This window comes from Siminovitchia jepli (assembly GCF_047228825.1).
Classification (GTDB): Bacteria; Bacillota; Bacilli; order Bacillales; family Bacillaceae_C; genus Siminovitchia.
Genome location: NZ_JBFEGN010000154.1, coordinates 1 through 4188, shown reverse-complemented (window position 1 = coordinate 4188; position 4188 = coordinate 1). Strand labels below are relative to the sequence as shown.

Annotated in this window: 1 protein-coding gene and 1 pseudogene; both read left to right on the top strand. The window is 35.1% G+C overall.

Annotated elements, in window-relative coordinates:
• The first annotated feature begins 1110 nt into the window (after nt 1-1110).
• Nucleotides 1111-2301 (top strand): serine hydrolase domain-containing protein, encoded by a 1191-nt coding sequence (locus tag AB1L08_RS21750; RefSeq protein WP_413066681.1) that lies wholly within the window; start codon nt 1111-1113, stop codon nt 2299-2301.
• A gap of 342 nt (nt 2302-2643) precedes the next feature.
• Nucleotides 2644-3725 (top strand): annotated as a pseudogene (locus AB1L08_RS21745) (IS1380 family transposase); the annotation flags it as partial.
• Nucleotides 3726-4188 lie beyond the last annotated feature (463 nt).

Below are 4188 nucleotides of genomic sequence, written 5' to 3'. Positions count from 1 at the left end.
GTAAATTTTTACACCTGTGGATAAGTGCATTTTCTGTTTTAAGGACTAAAAAACATAAATTTACTCCTCAAAGCTGATCTAAACTTTGTGAACCTTGACATTTTTGTGTTTAATTGATATATTTAGTTTATATCAATAGCGTTGTATTATTATTACTTAGAATTAATATTATTACGAATTATAAGTAATATTGTTTTGTCCAAGAAAATTTCCTTTATCATGTATTTAGATAATTGTTTATGTCCAAAACACTACAAAGAAAAAGCAGATTTATGGACAAGACACTAAAAACTTCATTTGGTAAATAAATATCCTCTATAAATTTGAAAAACTTTACTAAACTTGTGGATATTGTAAAACAAGATTATTATTCAAAGAAACTTAAGAAAGAATCGTTTCACAAAATTATGATTTTTGCACAATTATATGAAACTGCTTACATGTAATTAGCAACGCTGTATTGGATGAAGAGTTTCAAAAAGTCGTTGGCGTTGAATCCATTAGCGCTTCTCAACTATCACGAAAGAATAACGAATTAGATCCTTCTGTTTTGGCAACTATCGTTTTGGATTTAGGTAATCAAATCCGTACACATAATCATCAAATTTTGACGTCGCTGATAATGATAGATTCAACAACGTTACCGCTTAATCTTACTAATTATTAATGGGGTGCGTTTTGTAAAACAAAGGCTGGCGTAAAACTTCACTTAAGACTTGTGTTTATGGGTAAAGACAATGTATACCAAGACAAGGCGAACATGACTACTGCTGATGAGCAAGATCGTAACCAACTTGAGATTCTTGTAGATGACAAGGAAGCTATGTGCGTATTTGATCGTGCCTATGACAGATGATATACCTTCTTTTCTAGATTAAAGAAAAATGCCATTACTAGAACAATTGAATCATTCCAATTACCGAACAATTCATCGGGTGCTAAAGATGAAATGGTTTATCTTGGAACTACTTAAAATCGGGCAGAGCCACTTTTGTTGGTTACTCATTTTTTTAACATTATGACAATTTATTTACTGAGAATTCTAACCACATTTATGCAACTTTAGTGAGTTGGTATAAAATATAAAATGCTTATGGAGAGGGGTAACTTATGACATACGTAAGTAATAAAAATGCACTAAAACAAACATTAGAAAAAGTATTAGAAAATACTGTAAATAGAGCTGGTGGAGCACCCGGGGTTGTTGCAATGGTTACAGACCGTAATGGTAATATATATGAAGGAGCGGCTGGATTTAGAGATCTGGATACAAAAGTTCCAATGACAACAGACACGGTATTTGCGCTCTTTTCCACTACAAAAGCTATAACAGGCGCAGTACTTATGAAATTGATAGAGGAAGGTAAGGTAAGTCTCGAAGATCCTGTTAAAAAATATGTACCTGAAATTGAAGATATCATGGTGTTAGATTCATTCAACTCAGATGGGACACCTAAACTTCGAAAGCCAAACAAGGATATAACCATTAACATGTTAATGTTGCATACTGCTGGATTTGGCTATGAATTTTTCAGTGAAAACGATCGGCGATATAGAGAATCTAAGGGAGTACCATCAATTTTAACAAGTACATTTGATTCTATTAAAAGTGTATTATTGTTTGAACCAGGTGAGCGTTGGAACTATGGTGTAAATATTGACTGGGTAGGTAAAGTAATTGAAGCGGTATGCGGTAAACGACTAGAAGAGGTAATGAAAGAATATATATTTGAACCATTAAATATGAATGATATTAGTTTTAATCCAAATACAAGTATGAAGGGACGTCGTGCTACGATTCATACAAGAGATCAAAATGGTCTATTAACACCAAAACCGGACTTAATTTTACCAGAAGACCCCGAAATGGATATGGGAGGACATGGATTATATGCAAGTATTGGAGAATATATGAAATTTATTAGAATGATATTAAATGATGGTCAAGGTATTTTTAAAAAGAAAACAATTGAACAAATGGCACAAAATGGTCTCGGTGAATTAAAGAGTGGTGGTTGGTTAACTTCAGATACAACATTAGCGAATGACGGAGAGTTTTTCCCTGGAGTACAGAAATCTTGGTCATATACATTCCAAGTTAATGATGAACCATTACCTACAGGACGTCCAGCTGGTCAATTAATGTGGGCTGGTTTAGCTAATTTATATTACTTTATAGACCGCGAAAATGGTATTGGTGGATTTTGGGCAACACAAATGTTCCCATATCAAGATCCTGCTAGTTATTTAGGATATGTTGAATTTGAATCAGCTATTTATAGTATAATGAAAAATAATTAATGAAACTTCAATTTATTTCCAACCCGTATGTAGACCTCGGAAAAATTCGAGGTCTTTTTTATAGTATGAATACGTATTCGAAAGACTATTAATATCATCATTATTACACCTATGACTCTCTTGTAGGTTATCTTCATATATATGCTCCTCGTAATTTAAAATGGTTTGATGTGAAATTTTTAATTTTATACCTGAATTATTCATAGAAAACTTTTGATTACTTTTGAATGCTTATTTATCAAGCGTTTCATCTGACTTGATCATGCATCAAATAAATGAAAAAAGAATCCATTTCTGTTAAAGTTAAATCATGACAAAATAACCACAGAAAGGATTCTTATAATGGATACTTTACCGCAATTAACGTTAGATTTCAATCGTCAAATTAAATTGTCAAATGATGGGGGTTCTCTTTCTTCTGATACAGGTGAATTTATCTTTAGGGAATTCGATGAGAAAATCGGATTCTCTAAAACCCTGGCTCAACACCTACATCTGAAAGACGATAGAAAATACCATGTTCATTCGAATGAAAATTTACTCCGTCAAAAGATTTATCAAATCATTGCTGGTTATGCTGAAGATGACAGTGCCGACGAATTGACGAATGATCCTGCCTTCACACAAATTATCGGGATCGATGCCTTAGCTTCTCAACCAAGTTTATCTCGGTCTTACACAAGATTTGATAACGAATCCATGGAACAATTAAATCAAGCGAACCAAGAGCTTTTAGATAAAGTACATACATTCAGGGGATCCGAAGCAATCATCTTTGACTTGGATTCAACACATGCTGACACATATGGTGAACAAGAATCGGCATCGTACAATACTCATTATGGAACGGTCGGTTTTCATCCGTTAGTTGCTTTTGATGGTATCACTGGTAATTTCCTTAAAGCGAAGCTACGACCAGGAAATGTTTATACTTCCAATGGTGTCGTTGATTTTGTAAAACCACTTATTGAACACTACAATGAAAAATTTCCAGAAACCACACCATTTTTGCGTGGTGATAGCGGTTTTGCCGTCCCGGCTTTGTATGAATTATGTGAAGATGAATCTGTCTACTATGTGATTCGTCTGAAATCAAATGGGGTTTTACAACAAATGGCGGATGAGTTACATCCAGCCACTGAAATATTCGATGTTACCAAGTCTGAACACTAATGAGGAAATCGAATATCAGGCAAATTCATGGTCGAAGTCAAGAAAAGTCATCGTACAATCTGTTCGTCCTGCAGGTGAATTGTTTTTTACACACTCATTTTTTGTCACAAACCTAGTAGATGCGTTTCTCCAAAGGATATCGTTCGTGCTACCAAAAAAGAGGCACGATGGAGAATTATATTAAGGAAGCTAAAAACGGTTTTTACATGGATAAAATGAACAGCCACTCCTTCCAAGTGAATGAAGCAAAAAGCGGATTAACCCCCTAATTTTGGACAATAACACTCTTAATCTTTCTTTATTGTAGAAATTCAAAACCACATAGAGCCTTCTTCTTTTGTCCTTTGAACAGGATAGCCAGTTCTTCCATTCCGTCTCAAGGGTAAAGGCTTCGCCCGTCGCTACGCGACGCCCCTGACTCCATTTCAGAACGGGCTGTTTGAAAAGATGATGGGACAAACAGAAGAAAAAATGAAGGGGGGGATCAAACCCGTATCTTTTTGATTCGTGTGTCCCCATCCTTTTGCAGCTTGTAAAATTCTGCTGGAGATAAGTCCAGAATGCTTGAATGGATGCGACGCCGATTGTAGAAATCCATAAAGGCAGCGATTTCCTTGTACGCTTCTCCATATGTTTCAAACTAAACATACATGACCGGCGGGTCACAAACTTGGCATGAAAATGTTTCCAGCCAATAGTTCCCAGCACAAGCCT

Bases quoted from the DNA above. Each gene is read 5' to 3' on its own strand.
- AB1L08_RS21750 (WP_413066681.1), top strand. From the start codon at position 1,111: ATGACATACGTAAGTAATAAAAATGCACTAAAACAAACATTAGAAAAA.